Here is a 16,901-nt window from a genome sequence, read left to right as displayed (position 1 = left end):
CTGTCTATGCAGGCGGGTGCGCGGGTGTTGAATTTTTTCAAATGAGGTGGAATTCGGTGACTGTTAGGGAGGAGAAGCTAAAATTTCCTTTATATTTAGCCTCTCTTTTGGGATACGGGCGGTGCTGTCCCACACATGAAAACGATCCCTTGCAACCTCTTTATGGCTGCGGCGGGTGCGGTGCTCTTGGCATCGTGCGGCCCCCAGCTCGAATCCACCACGGTCCTGATGTCCACCGGACCGGTATCCAAGACCGACGGAAGCATCGCCGGTAGCATCCAGTCCGAGGTCAATGCCTACCGCGCGACCAAGGGCAAGCCGGCGCTGGAACGTCACGCCGGTCTCGACCGCATGGCCCAGCAGCATTCCGAATTCATGCGCCGCAATCGCGGGAAATTCGGCGGCGCTTCTGGGAATCTCACTCACTACGGCTTCGAGGAGCGCGCGCTGAATGCGCAGCGCACCATGAACATGAGCAACGTGGCCGAGAATGTCGCCTCATGCAGCGGCCATTACGGTAGCGCGGCAGACACGCTCTTCAACGCGTGGAAGGGCTCCTCCAGCCACGAGCAAAATATCCGGGGCCAATTCAATGCCACCGGCATCGGCGTGGTGGTGGATGAAGATGGCACCGTTTTCGCGACGCAGCTTTTCGGCAGCGTGAGCCATTCTCAGATGGCCATGACGGACCGCATGCGGCAATTCTAGCCGCGTGCCCGATACCTCGCTCGAGTCCGCTCTCCGCGCCCGCGGTCTGTTGATCGTTGCCGGCGTGGATGAGGCGGGCCGTGGTCCCTTGGCGGGCCCGGTCTCGGCGGCAGCGGTGATTCTACCGCTGCGCTGGCGCTGCAAGGGGCTGGATGACTCGAAGAAGCTGAGCCCGGCGAAGCGCGAGCAGTGCTACGCGAAGATCACCTCGGACGAGCGGGTCGCGTGGTGCGTGGCCTTCGCCGATACCGATGAGATCGACCGGATCAATATCCTGCGCGCCACGCATGCCGCGATGGCGCGTGCGGTGGAGGGCTTGGCGCGTGCAGTGGACCATTGCCTGATCGATGGCCTGCGGGTGCCGGCGTTTCCTTACCCACACGATGGGATCGTGAAGGGGGATGGGAAGTCGCTCTCGATTTCCGCGGCCAGTGTGATCGCGAAGGTTTCGCGGGATCGCCTGATGACCGAGATGGCGCGGGAGTTCCCGCAATACGGCTTTGAGCGGCACATGGGATATGGCACAAGGGAGCACCTCGAAGCGCTCCATCGCCATGGGCCTTGCCGCCATCATCGCCGCTCGTTTCAGCCCGTCGCTCAATTGTCGCTGCCGTTTGACGCGTCGTGATGGCGAGGGCATCGGCCCGGCGGCGGTCGGGGTGATGGGGGAGAGGATTGCGCGGGCTTGGCTGACGGCGAGCGGGGCGAAGGTGCTGTACAAGAACTTCAGGGCGCCGCGTGGGGGCGAGGTGGATATCGTGGCGAGGCACGGGAAGCTGCTGCTTTTCACCGAGGTGAAGACGCGACGTGCCGGTGGCATGAGCCGGCCGCTGGATGCGGTGGACCGGGAGAAGGAGAAGCTGATCGAACGCGGGGCGAATGAGTGGCTGCGGATGTTGGGAACGCGCGAGATCCCGTGGCGATTTGATGTGATCGAGGTGATTTTGACGGACGGGGAGAAGCCGTACGTCCACCGGGTGGAGAACGTGTTCTGATGGAAATTCGGCATTGAGCCTGCGGGGTTGCCCGTTTACCGCACGGGCATGGCAAGCGGCTTCAAGGAATGGCAGGTGGTGTGCGACGCGCTCGCGAGTGGGCGGCAGGCGATCATCCTGCGCAAGGGTGGCATCCATGAGGGACGCGCCGGTTTCTCGTTTGCGGAGGAGAACTTCTTCCTCTTTCCGACGCGCTTTCACAATCAGGACCAGTTCGTTCGCGAGGGATCGGTGGTGGCCAAGCCGGAGTGGGTTGCCGGTGAGACGATCACCATCACCCATCACGCGGAAGCGCTGTGGGCGAAGACGCTGACCGACTGGGACCAGGTGGCGGCGCTGGAGCCGCTGCATATCTGGACGGAGGAGACCATCCGCCAGCGCTTCGACTGGGAAGGCAAGGGGATGGCCAGCGGCAGCATCCACGTGGCGCTGGTGCGGGTGAGCGAACTCGCGCGGCCGTGGGAGTTTCCTTACGAGGCGAAGTACGGTGGATGCCGTAGTTGGGTAACGCTGCCTGAGCCGCCGGAGGGTGCGCTGGCGAATGCCGAGCCGGTGCTTGGCGATGACAGCTTCGCGACCTTGTTCGCGAAGCTTGAGGAAATCCTCGGCTGATCGATCAGACGAGTCCGAGTGCCTTGTCCGCGTCTTTCCGCACCTTCCGATAGAGAGAGGCGTCATCCCGCAGGCTCTTGCCATAAGACGGGATCATCTGCTCAAGCCGCTTCTTCCAATCCGGCAGGCGCTTGGCGAAGCACTTGCCGAGGATGTCCAGCATCACGTCCACGGCGGTTGAAGCACCGGGTGAAGCGCCGAGGAGTGCGGCGATGGAGCCATCGGCGGAGGAGACGATTTCGGTGCCGAATTGAAGGACGCCGCCTTTTTCGGGATCCTGCTTGATGATCTGGACGCGCTGGCCGGCGGTGAGGAGATGCCAGTCGTTCAGTTCGGCGGCGGGGAAGAATTCCTTGAGTGCTTCCAAGCGGTCTTCCGGGCTCTGCATGACCTGCTCGATGAGGTAGCGGGTCAGGTCCATGTTGTCCTTACCCACGGCGAGCATGGGCACGAGGTTCGAGAGGCGGACGGAGCCGGGCAGATCGAAGAGCGAGCCGGACTTGAGGAACTTCGGCGAGAAGCCGGCGAAGGGGCCGAAGAGGAGGGTGTTCTTGCCATCGATCACGCGGGTATCGAGGTGCGGAACGGACATGGGCGGTGCGCCTACGGCGGCCTTGCCGTAGACCTTGGCGTGGTGGCGTTCGACGATGGCGGGGTCATCGCAGACGAGGAATTGTCCGCTGACGGGGAAGCCGCCGAAGCCTTTCCCCTCGGGGATGCCGGACTTCTGGAGCAGGGGCAGCGAGGCTCCGCCAGCTCCAACGAAGACGAAGGGCGCGGTGATGCCGCGGTTGATGTTCTTGGCGAGGTTCCGGACGGTGAGGTGCCAGCGTCCGTCGCGCTTGCGCTTGATGTCGCGGACCTGGTGCTGGGTGGCGATCTTCACCACGTCCTTCGACGCGAGGTGGTCGACCAGGGCCTGGGTGAGCGCGCCGAAATTCACGTCGGTGCCACCGGCAGCGCGGGTGGCGGCTAGCGGGGCGGACTTCTTTCGTCCATCGAGCAGCAGCGGTGCCCACTCTCGGATGGCCGCGTGGTCCTCGGTGTATTCCATTTCCTGGAAGAAATGGTGGCCGGCCATGGTCTCGTGGCGGCGCTTGAGGTAGGCTTGGTTCTCCTTGCCGAGCACGAAGCTCATGTGCGGTACGGAGGTGATGAATTCCCCCGGCTGGGGCAGGACGCCGCGGCCGACGAGGTAGGCCCAGAACTGCTTCGAGACCTCGAAGGCTTCGTTGATCTCGAGCGCCTTCGAGATGTCCACCGAGCCATCGGCGCTCTCCTTGGTGTAGTTCAGCTCGCACAGCGCGGCGTGGCCGGTGCCGGCATTGTTCCACGGGTTCGAGCTCTCCTTGGCCACCTCGGCGAGGGCCTCGACGATCTGGATCTTGAGGGAGGGATCGAGTTCGTGGAGCAGGACGCCGAGAGTGGCGCTCATGATGCCGCCGCCAATCAGGACGACATCGGCCTCAGCCATGGTTTCTACGCGCTTCATGGGGAAATCGGGGCGGGGGATAAGCGGGGGTTTCCCGCTTGGCAATCCCGGTCGAGCGTGTTCCACGCCAATTTTTCACAAGGAGCCGCCAGTGGGGCTCATGGGCTGCGAGGGACCTCCGTCTTCGATGGAGTCATTCGCTTGATCGCGTGGTGAGTAATCTGATCCACAAGTTCCCTGAGTAGCATCCTCTCCGCAGTGGTGGATCGAGTGCAACTCGTGGGGTAGATCTCTGAACCTCCGCATTCTGTCACACGCAGTTCGGCAGTGAATTGCGAGCCTTCGTAGGTAAAATCCCACCACGTGTCACCGTACCCCGAAATTCTCCGGATTTCTCCGCACCCCAAGTCCTCTATCAAGATGGAGTCCAGTAGCGGGCATGCATCGTCGTCGAGAGTAGCGACGATGATCGGGATTTTGGCGTAGTGATGGCCGTGCTCCGAGGTGTGGTAAGTAGGAGCCGGACCAGGTGTGATGCTCCGGCTCTTAAACCATCTGAGGAATGACTGTAGCATCGAGCGGGCGTCGGGATTTCATCATAGGAAATCCGCCAAGGTGCTAGCAACTCACATCGCGAAAAGGGACGGCAGTGCAGGTATTTCCTTAAGTATCAAAAAGTAGTCCCGACAGGAATCGAACCTGTACCTACGGCTTCGGAGGCCATCGTCCTATCCGTTGGACTACGGGACCGTTGTGGGAAACGCGGTGAAGCGTCTCGCGCGGCGGGCGGGAAGGTAGCGGGTGGCGGCGCGGGTTGGCAAGGAGAACCTCCGGCGCTCCATCCCTGATCTCCCGGCCTCAGTGGCGGGGGTCGCGGGCCTGCATTTCCGCCTCTTCCTCGTGGGAGTGGATCTGGAGGCTGACGTTTACGTCCTCGCGCTCGGCGATGGATTTGACCACGCCGCGGATGGCGGAGGCGCTGAAGCCATTGCGGCCGATGAGGAGGGCGACGTCGGTTTGGCGGAGCACCAGCTTGAAACGCAGGCGCTTGGGGCCGAGTTCGGTGACCTTGAGCTGGGCCTCGGCCGGAAACTCGATGAACTGCACAGCAATGTACTGGAGGAAGTTCCGGATCTGGTCAGTCACCACTTGCATGCTGCAATGATGCCGCGAACCTTGATCAGGGCAAGAATCGATCGTGGTTAGATGAGCCGGAGCGGCGGTGCTTGAGTCATGCGGGGGAGGCGGAGTAGCACTCGACCATGGCACTCGCATCCGCTTCCCGTTCGGTTCCGCCCGGCGGCCGCTTCATCCGGCAGATCCCGCCGACGCCGCTGGTGCCGGTGACGCTGGATGCCGCGCTCGGGCCGGTGTGGTGCAAGCTGGAATTCATGAACCCCAGCGGCTCGACCAAAGACCGGATCGCACGCCACATTCTGGAAAAGGCGTGGCGCCGCGGGGCGCTGAGGGAGGGGGATACGGTAGTGGAGGCGTCGAGTGGCTCGACGAGCATCGCGCTGGCTCTGGCCTGTGCCCAGATGGGGCTGAAATTCGTGGCTTTCATCCCGAATACCGCGACCCAGGAGCGCGGGCTGATGATCCGGGCCTATGGCGCTGAAGTGCGGCGCGTGGAAGGGGGGATGATGGCGGTGCTGGAAGCGGCCGAGGCGGTGGCGCTGGAGAAGGGGTGGTTTGCCGCGCGGCAATTCGAGAATCCGGATAATGCCGAGGCGCACCGGATTTTCACCGGGCCGGAAATTCTTTCGCAGATGGAGTGCGGCTGTGTGGACGCGGTGGTGAGCGGGGTGGGGACGGGTGGGACCTTGCGCGGGCTGTGGGAGGCATTCGACGATGCCGGATGTGGGGCGAGGGCTTATGCGGCGATTCCGACGGAGGGGCGGGCTTTCGGTGACAATGCGGAGTGCTGCAGCTTGGCCTTCAGCAAGGAGGTGCCGGGGGTGGCGCAGGGGCTTTCCGCGCTCTATCGGGATTGGCAGAGCGGGCCGCGTGGGGGGGCGATCGAGGAAATCGTGGTGCGGGAGGAGCTCTGTCTGGATCTCACCCAGCGGCTGTGGGCGCTCGGGTTTCCCGCGGGTCCGAGCTCCGGCCTGAACTATGCCGCCGCGCTCGAGGTGAAGCGCCGGCTGGGTCCGGAGGCGCGGGTGGTCACTGTTTTTCCGGATCGGATGGAGCGGTATTTCTCACACCGCGTCTTCGCCGGGCTGCGCGAGGAATCGTGACCGACATGTCCCTCGACCGCGAACGGATTTCTGCTAGATTGCGCTGAAGCCATGGAAAACGAACCCGACAAGTCGCCGTCGTCCGGTCCACCTCCGCCAGATATCCCGCCGCCGCCACCGTCGATGCCGCCGCCGCCGGATATCCCGCCGCCATCGAGCATTCCGACCACGAGCGAGATGCCGCCACCGCCGCCGGTGGATCCTTACACGCCGCCGGCCAAGCCAGTGATGGATGGGGATGACGGGGAAGACGAAGTCCCCGGTTCCGATGCTCCTTTCGAGAAGCGCGCGCTTGCCGGAGTCATCGATTGCTTCGTCTCGGGCGGTCTCTCATGGATCGTGGCCAGCTTGATTCCGAAGCTCGGTCCGATCGTGGGCATTGCCTACATGCTGACCCGCGATGCGCTGCCCTTCATGGAAGGGCACAGCCTCGGCAAGCGCATCTTGAAGATCAAAGCCGTGACTCTGAATGGCAAGAGCCTGTCCGGTGACTGGGCGACCAGCATTCTCCGCAATCTCCTGTTTGCCATTCCTTTCGTCGGGTTGATCGAGGTGGTCGTCTTGTTTGTCCGCAAGGACAAGGCTCCTCCGCTGCGTCGTCTTGGCGACGAGTGGGCGAAGACCAAGGTCGTGTTCGCCAAGGAACCGTCCGCCATCTAACAAATCATCACGGGTCGAGCCGCGCGAAGACGCCCTTCGCGGCGGCCGGCTTGATCTTCTGATTCTTCGCATAGGCCAAGCCCGCGGCATCACGCAAGGTGTCGCGGGCTTTTCCTTGTAGCCATGGCTCGAGGGCATCGTGGAGGATGAAGGAGCCGGGATACATGAGTTGGGTGGTGAGGACCACGGGGCGCACGCCGGCGGTTTCGAGGCGCTGGCGAAAGTAGCCGTCGCTGATGCAGCAGAGGACGATGGCATCGGTCTTGCCCTTCGCCTTTTCAGTGGGCGGGTCGATGGCGGTGTCCATGAGGACATTGTGGCCGATGAAGGCAACGAGGTCATTGTCGCCGGTGAGCATCGCTTTTTGGCAAGCTTCGTAGCACTCCTTGAGCTTCGAGCCGCGCCAGGCCTCGGCGACCAGCACGGCATCGCCGGAGACATGGCGGAAGGTCAGGCGCTCGAGGATGCGATCGTCGCCGGTGGCGGTTTCGCTTTTCTCCAGCTTCCAGCGTTTGCTGGCTTTGAAGTAAGAGCGGAGGCCATCGGTGCAGCCCCAGTAGAGGTTATCCTCGGGCTTGTCGCCGTCGCCGATCTTGGCACCAACTTTGATGATGCCTTGGGTAGCGTTGTCGCAGAGGCCGACGAAGACCGCGATGCGTTTCTCGGCGGCAGACAGGGGGACGAGCAGCAGGGCGAAGATCAAGGCTCGGATCATGCCTTGGTAAAGTGGCCTGCTTGCCGGGGTTTGTCCACATCGGGACGGGAATCAACTCCGAGAAAAGGCCGTTTCGATGAAGTTGTTCTGCGGCGTGAGATCGATAGCAGAGTTTCCGAGCGAGACCGATGCCGAGATCCTGCCTTCTCCGCGCTGGGCATTGAAGGGAACGGTGAAGGTCTGAATGCTGCATGCGGGAATGGTGGTGGCATTGATCGACGTCGTCCCGGCGGGAGTGGTGATTTCCACGAGGGTATTGATCAAGGTGGCCGTGCCGCGGTTCTGAACGGTGAGTTGCACTTCGTCGCGAGAGGATCCGCTGCTTGTGGGGACGAGGCGAAGATTCGTGATCACGGCGTCGCTCAGGCCGGGTATGCTGCGGTTCATGACGCGGCCGAGATTGAGCACACCGCTGCCATACTCGGCGTCTGGTCCGGGGAGGCCTTCGTCATCGGTGTAGGCGAGCACGAGTTTCGCCGCTTCCGCCGCGCTGACGCGGCGGCCGGAACCATCTGACATCACGGCAGCGATGGCCGCGGCGACCAAGGGCGCGCTCGCCGAGGTTCCGCTGATGGCGAGGTAGCCGCCGCCCGGGGCTGCGGCATTCAAACCGTAGCCCGGTGCGGTGATGCCGAGGCCGCTGCCGAGATTCGAAAAGGCCATGCGTTCGCCGCTGGCATCGACCGCTCCCACGCCGATCACGCCGGGGTAGGCGGCGGGGTATTTCGCTTCCTGCAGTCCTTCATTTCCCGAGCTGGCGACGACCACGATGCCGCGATCGATGGCCATGTGGATCGCATCGCCCACCAAGGGGCTGTCGCTTTGCTCGCCGAGCGAGAGATTGAGAATTTCAGCGCCGGCATCCATCGCGGCAAGGATCCCGGCGGCGATCGCGAAGGAATCGCTGACTCCACGGTCATCGAGAACGCGAACTGAAATGAGGTCCACCGCCGGAGCCACGCCATGCACCATCGGGTCGTTACCGGCGATGAGCGAAGCGATCGCGGTGCCGTGGAAGTGAGTCGTGGCGGGATCGTCTGAGAAGGGAAAGATCTCGATGGAGCGCGCGATGCGCGGCAGGGCGGGATGAGCGACGATGCCGGTATCGAGCACGGCCAGCTTGACGCCGCTACCCCAGCGCGAGTTGTCGCCGGTGACTCCGAGCCACGGCAGCACTTGGGAGCCAAACGCTACTGCCCCCTGCGAAGCGCCGCCCCAAGCGCGCGGCGCTTCGGGCAGACGGGTGAGGGTCTTGTAAGTGGTGATCTGCTCGTCCTCGAATAGAGCCGTCAGCACTTCCATTTCCTTCGCATTGAAACCGATCCGGACCGCACGCAGGGGGTCGAGGCGGTCGATCAGACGGACGCTGCTGCAATTCAGAGCGTAGAGGAAGGAGTTGTAGCTCGCCTCGGTGGGAAAGCGCAGGATGAGCTCCTCCTCGTGGCAACTCCCGAATATTTCAATCGTGGTGCCGTCGGGAAAGCGGTCGCGGACGAAACTCTTCGTCGGTTTTGGTGCTTCCGGCAGAGGCTGTCGCGGGGTGGCAACCAGGTCCTTCCGGGGTGATGGCGGAGAAGGTGCAGGGGCGGCATCCTGCACCAGCCAATAGCCGAGCAATCCGCAGAGGAGCACCAGCGTCCCGGGCATCAACCGTCGCAGGCGTGCCTTCATGGGATTGTCCGACGTGCAAGGATCACGTCATAGGAACCACCGCCGGAGGCTTGGGTTGTCGGTGAAATGTCAGCCAGCGACTTTTCAGTGAGCGCGCTTGGGGCCGAAGCTGCCCGGCATTTTCGGCGCGTGGACGCTTTGGAAGAAGAGCTGGCGTTCGAAAAGTTCGGCGGCGAGTAGCAGCGGCAGCGCGATCCAGGGATTGAGAAGGGAGAAGGCAATGGCGGCGATTGCGAGGAGCACGCGGCTATCGTAGATCAGGCGGAGGGGGCCCCACTGGATTCTGGCGGTGTGGAGATCGGATGACCATTCGGCATTGCGATCCAGGGCAAGGTGGACGATGCGGACTTCCGGGATCAGCTTCGCGATGACTCCGATGGCGAATAGCAGCGTCGCAAGCGGCGAAGGATGGGCGAGCAGGTTGCCGAGCGAGGCGAAGGTGGCAACCGTGCCGAAGAAGCGCCCGGCGGTGAGCCGGAAACGCCACGAAGTACGATGAGTATCGTGGTAAATCATCACGCTGGTGAAGACCGCGATCAGACCGATGGGAAGGGCCGAGAGCGTGGTGACGCGGGTGATGAGATCCTTGTAAGGGAAGTCGGGCACGAAAGGCAGTGCCGCAAGCACCATCGGGATCGGCGCGAACATCGAGAAGGCGAGGATTTCCCGTGAGAGCCACGAGGTGCGCAGGCCGAGGAAGAAGCGCCAGGCTTTCAGCGGTTGGCCGAGGTGAAGGATCGAGGCACCCATGCCGGCGAAGAACAGGACATTCGCGAGGATGGTGGTGACGACGTTGCCGAGGCCACCTGTTAGCATGCCGACGCCAGCCTGGGTGAGCATGAGCATCAGCACGAGCGGCCAGTGAGCATGTTCGGGGACAAGTGATTCGCGGTCGGCGGCGACGGCGCTTTCCGGAACGTCGCGGCCGACGTAGCGGGTGGTGGGAAGGGTGATCGTGGGATCGGGTGCGCCGGGGAGGAAATCGGGTGCGACAGCACTTGTGCCTGTCTTCACCTTCACGATGCGGATTGCTTCGGTGGGGCAGGATTGAACGCAGGCCGGTGCTTCACCTTCGGCGAGGCGCTGGTGGCACATGTCGCACTTGCGAACGATGCCGCGCTTCTTCGAGTACTTCGGCACATCGAAGGGGCACTTGAGGATGCAGTAGGAGCAGCCGATGCACTGATCATCCAAGTGGCGGACGATTCCGGTGTCGCTGTCCTTTTCGTAGGCGCCGACCGGGCAGCCATTCATGCAGCCGGGGTCCTCGCAATGGTGGCAGGCGGTGGTGATCGTCTGTTGCCAACCCGGGGTCTTGCGGCCGCCGTGGATCATGCCGACGTCGCGCCATGCTTCCTCGTCGTCGAGACCATTGAGGGAATGGCAGGCGGAGACGCAGGCCTTGCAGCCGGTGCAGCGGTCGAGGGAGACTTCGAAGGCGTATTGCTCGCCATCGCCGGGCTTGCTGAGAGGGATCAGGGTCCGGTAGTGAGGGGCGAGGTCGGGCTCGGTATCGTGATAGTCGGAGTAGCGGGCGATCGGCGTTTGCAGGGTCTTCTGCTCCGCAATCAGGTCATCGATCAGCGTGCGGACTTCCGCGGATGCGTGCGGGGCCGCTTTTTTCGAAGCGGGGATCGCGGGCAGGCGCTGAAGGGTGGAAGGCACGGAGAAGTTTGCGAGTGGCTAGTTTTCAGTTTTCAGAAAGAGAAGATCAGGCAGCGGCGATGTTAGATTCGCTGCGATCGACGAGGGCTTGAAGTTCCGCAACGCTGAGACGGCGGCTGAAGTCAGCGAAGGATTCATCGTCATTCCGCTGGGCGAGGTAGGCGACGAGCAGTTGCTCCACGAGCGGGTTGATCTCGTCGGCCTTGACCGACTTCCAGACTTCGCGGGCGATGTATTGTTGATCATCGCAGCCGCCACCGAGGACGATGTTGTAGCCATCCACGGTGGAGCCATCTTCGATCTTCACGCGGGTGCCCATCATGCCGATGTCGCCGATGTAATGCTGGGCGCAGGAGTGCTGGCAGCCGGTGAGGTGAATGTTGACCGGCTGGTCGAGGATCATCTTCGAGGCAAGGTGAGCGCCGAGTGCGACGGCGTTGCCCTTGGTGTCGGCGGCGGCGTACTTGCAACCGCGGCTGCCGGTGCAGGCGATGAGGCCGCCGGTGAGGTTGTGATTCCGGTGATCGAGGCCGGTGGCTTGGATCGCGACGAGGGCGGCTTGCAGGTTCTCCTCGGAGACACCGGGGATGATGAGGTTTTGCCAGACGGTCAGGCGGATCTCGCCGCGGCCGAATTGATCGGCGACGTCGGCGAGCGCGAGCATTTGGGAAACGGTCATGCGGCCGACCGGGGTGCAGACGCCGATGTAGTGCTTGCCGTCGGTTTGCGGATGGATGCCGAGGTAGCCTTGCTTGTCCTTCGGAGCGGGAGTCTCGCAGGACTCGAGCGGGAAGTAGCGCATCGGGAAGGCGAGCTTCTTCTGGGTTTCCTCGAGGGTCTTCTCGAAGCCCCAGTCATCGACGAGGTACTTGAGGCGGGCGCGCTTGCGATTGGTGCGGTCGCCATTCTCGATGAAGACGCGGATCAATGCTGCGGCGACCGGGATGGTTTCGGCCGGGGTGAGCAGCACGCCGCAATCGGTGGCGAACTGCTGGTGACCGGTGATGCCGCAGAGTTGCATGCGGAAGTAGACGCCGGGGGTGATGCCCTTGTCGTTCTCGCCGACCTTCACGGCGTAGAAGCCGATGTCATTGGTATCGGCGCAGACGGACACGCAGCCGCCGGAGTCGTAGGAGATATTGAACTTCCGCGGCAGGCCGTAGAGGTCGCGGTTCTTCAGAATGTAGTGATGCATCGCGCGGGCGTAGGGCATCACGTCGATCAACTCGGTCGGGTCGAAGCCGGTGGTCGGGGTGGCGGTGACGTTGCGGACGTTGTCCGCGCCGGAGCCCTGTGAGGTCAGGCCGATATCGTCCAATTTCATCAGGACGTTCGGGCAGTTCTCGGGCATCAGCTCGCGGATCTGGACGTTCGCGCGGGTGGTGAGGTCGACGTGGCCCGGACCCCAGTCCTGGGCGATCTCGGCGAGGCCGCGGAATTGGTAGGTGCTCAGCGCGCCGCCGGCGATGCGGCAGCGGAGCATGATGCTCTCTTGGGCAGGGCTGACGAAGAAGAGGCCGTAGAACTTGTAGCGGAAGACATCGCCGTCCTGCGGGAAGATCTTGGTGGCGGCGTTGGCGAGGATGGCGTCGTAGCAATCGAGGCCGTTTTTCTCGTGCTTGATGCGTTCCTCCTTGCAGAGGTCGTCGAGCGGGGTGCCGAAGACAGCCTGTGCGGGCTCGTGAGTGAAGCGGCTTTCGCCGTCCTGACCGAGGAACGGGAGTTCGCGTCCCTGCAGGATGCCGGACACGAAACCGGAGAGGTAGGAGGTTTGTTCTGCGGTGAAACCGGAGTCGCTGAGATTGACCATGGCGAGAGTTTGTTCAGCGGTGAAAAGAGCATCCGGCATGCGGGGATGGCCGGAGGTGGCGGGAAATGGATGAATTCACGGGCATCGGATGCATGAATCCGGCTCACTGATGGTGATGCTTCGGATTGATCCGGCTGATGGCTGGGCGAGCAATTCCGACCTGAGGTGTCGATAACTGACTTAGGGTCAGTGATCCGTTCAGTGGCTGGAGGCGGTAGCCCCGGTGGGGACGGAGCGCTCCGGTGCGGCGATCATTTCCGGCTCCGGGGCCACGATACGGCTCGGGCGGATGTGCGAGCGCTCGTTGAGGAAGGTCAGCAGGTGATTGCGGATTTCCGGGTAGCGAGGGTCGGCGAGGACGGCGGCGCGGTCGCGGGGGCGCGCGAAGGGGATGGTCAGTATGTCGCCGACCTCGGCCTCGGGGCCGTCGGTCATCATGACGACGCGGTCGGAGAGGAAGATCGCCTCGTCGACGTCGTGGGTGACCATCAGGGTGGTGAGCTTGTTGCGGCGCCAGAGCTCGAGGAGCACTTCCTGGAGTTCCATTTTGGTCAGGGCGTCGAGCATGCCGAAAGGCTCATCGAGCAGGAGCATCTTCGGCTGGAGGGCGAAGGCGCGGGCGATGCCGACGCGCTGGCGCATGCCTTGGGAGAGCTCGCCGGGATACTTGTGCATCGCGGCACCGAGGCCGACGACGGTCAGGTAGTACTCGGCGAGTTCCTTGCGCTCGGCTTTCGGCGCGGTGAAGTAGACTTGGTTCACGCCGAGCATGACGTTTTCAAAGGCGGTCATCCACGGCAGCAGGCAGGGCGACTGGAAGACCACGCCGCGGTCGGGGCCGGCTTCGGTCGTCTCGCGGCCGGACAGGATCATCGCGCCCTCGGTCACGCCGGTGAGGCCGGCGACCATCGAGAGCACGGTGGATTTCCCACAGCCGGAGTGGCCGATCAGGGTGACGAACTCGCCGGGAGCGATGTTGAGGTTGAACTCCTTGACGATGACGGATTTGCCGTAGGCTTTCGAGAGCTTGAAGAGTTCGAGAACTGGGGCGGACATGAGAGTGGAGAATGGAGATTGAGGAAACCGGGAAACATGGAGGTGCTAGACCTCCACCTTGAGCTCCTCGCGCTGGAGCTGGGAACGGCGACGCGGTGCGGGCCGGTCGAAGAAGGAGAAGCTGCGGGGCTTGCCGAGGTCCTCCGGCAGGATGTCCGGTGCGGAGAGCTTCTTGGTGACGACCGGGGTGCTGTCCTTCTTCGCGCCGAGCAAGGTGTTCACCAGGCGCAGCTTGAGATCCTTGAACTCCGGCATGCCTAGTAGTTCCTTGCGATCGCGCGGGCGGGCTAGGTTGACGTCGATCTCGGCTCCGAGCGTGGCGCCTTCGCGGCCGGGAAGCAGCGGGATCACGCGGTCGGCGACGAGCAGGGCTTCATCCGGGTCATTGGTGATCCAGATGACGGTGGTGCGGTTCTTCTGCCAGATGTCGGCGATTTCGTCCTGTAGGGTGGCGCGTGTCAGGGCGTCGAGTGCGGACAGCGGCTCATCGAGCAAGAGGATCCGTGGATTCGCAGCGAGGGTGCGGGCGACCGAGACGCGCTGTCGCATGCCGCCGGAGAGTTCTCGTGGAAGCTTTCCGGATGCCGGGGTCAGCTTGACCATGTCGATGTATTCTGCGGCACGGTCGGCGCGTTCCTTCTCCGTCATCTGAGGGAAGATCTGATCGACGGCGAGGCGGACGTTCTCCGTCACCGTGAGCCACGGCAGCAGCGAGTAGTTCTGGAAAACGATGCCGCGTTCCGGGCCGGGGCCCTTGATGTCGGCGCCATCCATTTTCACAGTGCCGGTGTCGGACTTGAGCAAGCCGGCGACGAGATTGATGAGCGTGCTCTTGCCGGTGCCGGAGTAACCGATGATGGAGACGAAGTCGCCTTCCTCGACGGTGAGGTTCAGGTCACGCAAGACGGTGCTGCGCGCATAGCCGCGGCCGAAGCTTTTCGAAGCGCCGCTGATTTCCAGAATAGGTGGCATAAGTCTTATGGGGCTTATGGTTCTTCAGGCGGTGCGGAAGCGGCCTTCCACGAGGCTCATCAGGCGGTCCAGCACGTAGCCGATCACGCCGATGGTGAGGATGGAGAGGATGATGTGGGCGAAGCTATTCGCGTTGTACTGCTGCCAGAGGAAGCCGCCGACACCGGGCTTTCCTATGAGCATTTCAACGGCGACAATGACCAGCCATGCGATCCCGAGCGAGAGCCTGAAGCCGGTGAACATGTAGGGAAGCGCCGAGGGGATGAGCACCTTGAATAGGGTCTTCATCTTCGAGAGCTTTAGTACTTTCGCGACGTTCAGGTAGTCCTGCGGGACGGCACGGACTCCGACGGCGGTATTCAGCACGGTGGGCCACATGGCGCAGATGGCGATGGTGAAGAGAGCGGCAGCATCCGACGTGCCGAAACTGACGCGTCCATTTGCATCCAGCACTTTCAGGCCGCTGAAGAGCACCATGCCGAGCGGCAACCAAGCGAGCGGCGAGACCGGGCGGAGGATCTGAATGATCGGGTCGAAGGCCTTGGTGAAGTTCTTCGACAGGCCGAGCAGGAAGCCGATCGGTGTGCCGACGAGCAGTGCGATGAAGTAGCCTTGCGCCACCAGCTTCAATGAAAGCCAGGCAAAGCGAAGGATGCCCTGGTCGAGCTCACCACGTTTGGCGAAGGGATCGGTGATGTAGGGCTTGCTCGCGGTCCACGTTTCGGTGGGCGAGGGCAGGTTCTTGGAGATGCCTTGGCGCTCCACTTTGGTTACCGGATCGCCCCAGTCATCGACCGAGGTGGTGGTGGTGGATTTGCCGGAGATGATGGCCCAGCCACCGACGCAAAGGAGAATCCCGACGAGCGGGAGAAGGACGAAGTCGAGCTTGAGAGATTGGAGAAATTTCATGGCAACGAACGAGTGAGGAAGAAAGCCCGCGGGCGTCCGGGCGCCGGCCGCCCGCGGGGAACCGATGTGCAACCAGGAAGAGGTTCAGCCCTTGAGAGTCTTGACGGAGAAGGAGGCGGCGAAGGCTTCGAGATCACCTTTCGGATCGAATTTAGTGCCATCGAAGAACGACTCGGGAGCATTGCTCATGCCGTCGTGGGTGTAGCCGATCTCCTTCATCGCGGATTCGTAGAGATCGGTGCGCATCACCTGCTTGGCGACGCCGTCGTAGTCCGGAGCACCCTGGGTGAAGCCCCAGCGGCGGAGTTGTGTGAGCCACCACTTGCAGTACTTCGGCTGCGGGTAGTTGCAGTTGCGGCTGCTGAAGATCATGTAGTCCGGGTCGCGGAACTTGCGGCCGTCGCCCATGTCGTACTTGCCCTGCAGGCGTGGCAGGATGGCTTCCGGCGGGCAGTTGATGTAGGTCGGAGCGCTGACGATCTTCGCTTGTTCGGGGCGGTTCTCCATGACGTCGAGCCAGACGCTGGCTTCGTGGAGTGCCTTGAGGATGGCCTTCACGGTCTTCGGGTTCTTGTTGGCGAACTCCTCGGTGAAGGCGCAGACCTTTTCGGGGTGATCCTTCCAGATCGCCTGGGTATTGATGCCGGTGAAGCCGATGCCGTCGGCGACGGTCTTGCCGTTCCAAGGTTCGCCGACGCAGAAGCCGTCCATCTTGCCGACCTGCATGTTTGCCACCATCTGCGGCGGCGGGATGGTGATGAGGGAAATGTCAGCACCGGCACCAGCCGCGTCGCCGGGATTGATGCCGCCGGCGGCGAGCCAGTAGCGCAGCCACATCGCGTGGGTGCCCGGTGGGAAGGTCATCGCGAAGGTCATCGGCGAGCCGGCGGCTTTCGCGGCATCGACAAGTGGCTTGAGCGCTTTCGGGTCGGCGCCGACTTTTCCTTTGAGCGAGTTGGAGAGGCTGATCGACTGGCCGTTGCGGTTGAGGATCCACGGCACGACCATTGGCACCTTCGGAGCGCCACCGAGACCCATGGTCGAGGCGATGGGCATGCCGAGCAGCATGTGGGTCGCCTGGATGTCGCCATTGGCCAGCGAGTCGCGGATGGCGGCCCAGCTTGCGCCCTTGGTGACGGTGGAGTTGATGCCGTACTTCTTGAATAGACCCTTTTCGTGGGCGATCACGATCGGCGAGCAGTCGGTCAGGGCGATGATGCCGAAGTTGACGTTCGCGGTTTCGGGGGCATCGGAGGCGGTTTGAGCTCCGACCCATCCCATGGGCAGGCCGGTGGCGAGCAGGCCGAGGGCGGTGGCTTTAGTAGAGCGACCGAGGAAGTCGCGGCGAGAGAGAGGCTGGCTTTTTTGGTTCATGGCGAGGATGTGATTCACCCTCGGAAAAGCTTTCTTCAGGCCATCGTGCCATCGCCGCAATGAGATGCATGAGGTGAAATCT

The 16,901-nt window shown here is 62.9% G+C and carries 16 protein-coding genes and 1 tRNA gene; 6 read left to right on the top strand and 11 right to left on the bottom strand.

The window, feature by feature from the left end:
• Window positions 1-135 precede the first annotated feature (135 nt).
• From WKV53_RS03175 to WKV53_RS03160, 4 genes are read left to right on the top strand one after another with little or no spacing between them, the layout of a single operon-like run.
• On the top strand, window positions 136-708 hold the full coding sequence (locus WKV53_RS03175; protein WP_341402898.1) for a CAP domain-containing protein: 573 nt from the start codon (window positions 136-138) through the stop codon (window positions 706-708).
• Between the two features lie 4 nt (window positions 709-712).
• On the top strand, window positions 713-1,336 hold the full coding sequence (rnhB, locus tag WKV53_RS03170; protein WP_341402897.1) for a ribonuclease HII: 624 nt from the start codon (window positions 713-715) through the stop codon (window positions 1,334-1,336).
• Window positions 1,323-1,703 carry a YraN family protein gene (locus WKV53_RS03165; RefSeq protein WP_341402896.1) on the top strand — a complete coding sequence of 127 codons (381 nt, stop codon included), beginning with the start codon at window positions 1,323-1,325 and terminating at the stop codon, window positions 1,701-1,703. Before rnhB ends, WKV53_RS03165 begins: the two co-directional genes overlap by 14 nt.
• A gap of 48 nt (window positions 1,704-1,751) precedes the next feature.
• Window positions 1,752-2,315 (top strand): DUF1802 family protein, encoded by a 564-nt coding sequence (locus tag WKV53_RS03160; RefSeq protein ID WP_341402895.1) that lies wholly within the window; start codon window positions 1,752-1,754, stop codon window positions 2,313-2,315.
• 4 nt (window positions 2,316-2,319) lie between these two features.
• Here WKV53_RS03160 and WKV53_RS03155 read toward each other — a convergent pair whose 3' ends face one another.
• The 3 genes from WKV53_RS03155 to WKV53_RS03145 all read right to left on the bottom strand — a co-directional run bounded on the left by WKV53_RS03155 (window position 2,320) and on the right by WKV53_RS03145 (window position 4,902).
• On the bottom strand, window positions 2,320-3,807 hold the full coding sequence (locus WKV53_RS03155) for a malate:quinone oxidoreductase (protein ID WP_341402894.1): 1,488 nt from the start codon (window positions 3,805-3,807) through the stop codon (window positions 2,320-2,322).
• A 618-nt stretch (window positions 3,808-4,425) separates the two neighbouring features.
• A tRNA-Arg gene (locus tag WKV53_RS03150) sits at window positions 4,426-4,497 on the bottom strand.
• Window positions 4,498-4,605: 108 nt separating this feature from the next.
• Window positions 4,606-4,902 carry a KH domain-containing protein gene (locus tag WKV53_RS03145; RefSeq protein WP_341402893.1) on the bottom strand — a complete coding sequence of 99 codons (297 nt, stop codon included), beginning with the start codon at window positions 4,900-4,902 and terminating at the stop codon, window positions 4,606-4,608.
• A gap of 107 nt (window positions 4,903-5,009) precedes the next feature.
• Between WKV53_RS03145 and WKV53_RS03140 the strand changes: the two genes are divergently transcribed.
• A complete protein-coding gene (locus tag WKV53_RS03140; protein ID WP_341402892.1) occupies window positions 5,010-5,987 on the top strand; it encodes a PLP-dependent cysteine synthase family protein in 978 nt (325 codons plus the stop codon).
• 51 nt (window positions 5,988-6,038) lie between these two features.
• Entirely contained in the window at window positions 6,039-6,647 is a 609-nt protein-coding gene (locus WKV53_RS03135; protein WP_341402891.1) for an RDD family protein, read from the top strand.
• 7 nt (window positions 6,648-6,654) lie between these two features.
• Here the strand turns inward: WKV53_RS03135 and WKV53_RS03130 are convergent, their stop codons facing one another.
• The 8 genes from WKV53_RS03130 to WKV53_RS03095 form a co-directional block, all read right to left on the bottom strand.
• A complete protein-coding gene (locus WKV53_RS03130; RefSeq protein ID WP_341402890.1) occupies window positions 6,655-7,362 on the bottom strand; it encodes a hypothetical protein in 708 nt (235 codons plus the stop codon).
• Between the two features lie 51 nt (window positions 7,363-7,413).
• Entirely contained in the window at window positions 7,414-9,033 is a 1,620-nt protein-coding gene (locus WKV53_RS03125) for a S8 family peptidase (RefSeq protein ID WP_341402889.1), read from the bottom strand.
• A gap of 84 nt (window positions 9,034-9,117) precedes the next feature.
• Window positions 9,118-10,698 carry a DmsC/YnfH family molybdoenzyme membrane anchor subunit gene (locus WKV53_RS03120; protein WP_341402888.1) on the bottom strand — a complete coding sequence of 527 codons (1,581 nt, stop codon included), beginning with the start codon at window positions 10,696-10,698 and terminating at the stop codon, window positions 9,118-9,120.
• A 46-nt stretch (window positions 10,699-10,744) separates the two neighbouring features.
• Entirely contained in the window at window positions 10,745-12,547 is a 1,803-nt protein-coding gene (locus WKV53_RS03115) for a NirA family protein (RefSeq protein ID WP_341402887.1), read from the bottom strand.
• A 159-nt stretch (window positions 12,548-12,706) separates the two neighbouring features.
• The gene (locus WKV53_RS03110; protein WP_341402886.1) at window positions 12,707-13,564 is read right to left on the bottom strand and encodes an ABC transporter ATP-binding protein; all 858 of its coding nucleotides are present in this window, start codon (window positions 13,562-13,564) and stop codon (window positions 12,707-12,709) included.
• A gap of 45 nt (window positions 13,565-13,609) precedes the next feature.
• On the bottom strand, window positions 13,610-14,536 hold the full coding sequence (locus WKV53_RS03105; RefSeq protein ID WP_341402885.1) for an ABC transporter ATP-binding protein: 927 nt from the start codon (window positions 14,534-14,536) through the stop codon (window positions 13,610-13,612).
• Between the two features lie 24 nt (window positions 14,537-14,560).
• A complete protein-coding gene (gene ntrB, locus WKV53_RS03100) occupies window positions 14,561-15,445 on the bottom strand; it encodes a nitrate ABC transporter permease (protein WP_341402884.1) in 885 nt (294 codons plus the stop codon).
• A gap of 84 nt (window positions 15,446-15,529) precedes the next feature.
• The gene (locus WKV53_RS03095) at window positions 15,530-16,819 is read right to left on the bottom strand and encodes a CmpA/NrtA family ABC transporter substrate-binding protein (protein ID WP_341402883.1); all 1,290 of its coding nucleotides are present in this window, start codon (window positions 16,817-16,819) and stop codon (window positions 15,530-15,532) included.
• Window positions 16,820-16,901: the final 82 nt, after the last annotated feature.

It is taken from the genome of Luteolibacter sp. Y139 (genome assembly GCF_038066715.1).
Taxonomy (GTDB): Bacteria; Verrucomicrobiota; Verrucomicrobiia; order Verrucomicrobiales; family Akkermansiaceae; genus Haloferula; species Haloferula soli.
Note: the sequence above shows the minus strand (reverse complement) of the source record. Positions and strands in the feature narration are given on the sequence as shown.

Bases quoted from the DNA above. Each gene is read 5' to 3' on its own strand.
- WKV53_RS03175 (WP_341402898.1), top strand. From the start codon at position 136: ATGAAAACGATCCCTTGCAACCTCTTTATGGCTGCGGCGGGTGCGGTG.
- WKV53_RS03160 (WP_341402895.1), top strand. From the start codon at position 1,752: ATGGCAAGCGGCTTCAAGGAATGGCAGGTGGTGTGCGACGCGCTCGCG.
- WKV53_RS03155 (WP_341402894.1), bottom strand. From the start codon at position 3,807: ATGAAGCGCGTAGAAACCATGGCTGAGGCCGATGTCGTCCTGATTGGC.
- WKV53_RS03145 (WP_341402893.1), bottom strand. From the start codon at position 4,902: ATGCAAGTGGTGACTGACCAGATCCGGAACTTCCTCCAGTACATTGCT.
- WKV53_RS03140 (WP_341402892.1), top strand. From the start codon at position 5,010: ATGGCACTCGCATCCGCTTCCCGTTCGGTTCCGCCCGGCGGCCGCTTC.
- WKV53_RS03135 (WP_341402891.1), top strand. From the start codon at position 6,039: ATGGAAAACGAACCCGACAAGTCGCCGTCGTCCGGTCCACCTCCGCCA.
- WKV53_RS03130 (WP_341402890.1), bottom strand. From the start codon at position 7,362: ATGATCCGAGCCTTGATCTTCGCCCTGCTGCTCGTCCCCCTGTCTGCC.
- WKV53_RS03125 (WP_341402889.1), bottom strand. From the start codon at position 9,033: ATGAAGGCACGCCTGCGACGGTTGATGCCCGGGACGCTGGTGCTCCTC.
- WKV53_RS03115 (WP_341402887.1), bottom strand. From the start codon at position 12,547: ATGCCGGATGCTCTTTTCACCGCTGAACAAACTCTCGCCATGGTCAAT.
- WKV53_RS03110 (WP_341402886.1), bottom strand. From the start codon at position 13,564: ATGTCCGCCCCAGTTCTCGAACTCTTCAAGCTCTCGAAAGCCTACGGC.
- WKV53_RS03105 (WP_341402885.1), bottom strand. From the start codon at position 14,536: ATGCCACCTATTCTGGAAATCAGCGGCGCTTCGAAAAGCTTCGGCCGC.
- ntrB (WP_341402884.1), bottom strand. From the start codon at position 15,445: ATGAAATTTCTCCAATCTCTCAAGCTCGACTTCGTCCTTCTCCCGCTC.
- WKV53_RS03095 (WP_341402883.1), bottom strand. From the start codon at position 16,819: ATGAACCAAAAAAGCCAGCCTCTCTCTCGCCGCGACTTCCTCGGTCGC.